Origin of the sequence: Psychrobacter sp. FME5 (assembly GCF_014861375.1) — a bacterium.
GTDB lineage: Bacteria > Pseudomonadota > Gammaproteobacteria > Pseudomonadales > Moraxellaceae > Psychrobacter.
Genome location: NZ_RRYX01000260.1, coordinates 1 through 614 on the forward strand (window position 1 = coordinate 1; position 614 = coordinate 614).

Here is a 614-nt window from a genome sequence, read left to right on the forward strand (position 1 = left end):
TTTGGCAAGCCCAATACCATCTATAAAGCTTACCAGCGCTGGTCTCGCAGTAATAAGCTGATTGCATTGTTTACGTTACTGATCAAGGACGCAGACCTTGAATGGGTCTTTATCGATGGCACTCATATTAAAGCGCATCAACACAGCAGTGGTGGCAATGAGAATGCGCAGGCTATTAGTAAAAGTGTTGCAGGACGCGCGACCAAGATTCATTTGGCAGTTGATGCTCATGGCAATCCACTCACTTTTATCTTGTCAGATGGTACAACCCACGATGTTAAAGTCGCTCCTGACTTAATAGACAAGGTTGATTTGAGCGATACAGAGGTTTTATGTGCCGATAAAGGCTATGATTCTGATGCGCTACGAGCCCATATTGAACAAGCAGGGACGTGTGATAACATCCCTCGGAAACGAAATACAAAGTCCTCTAACGACCATATGGACTGGAACTTGTACAAGGTACGCCACTTAGTAGAAAATGCTTTTGCTAAGCTAAAACAGTATAGGGCAGTTGCCACCAGATTTGATAAGCTCAAGCAGAGTTATGAGAATACGGTCGCTCTCGCTTGCGCTTATATCTGGCTGAAATTATGAATGTTCAACACGCCCTA

General features: G+C 44.1%; 1 protein-coding gene. It reads left to right on the forward strand.

From position 1 onward, the window contains the following. Nucleotides 1–597, forward strand: a 597-nt coding sequence (locus EI161_RS14600) for an IS5 family transposase (RefSeq protein WP_192530011.1), incomplete at its 5' end; no start/stop codon positions are given. Between the last annotated feature and the right edge of the window lie 17 nt (nucleotides 598–614).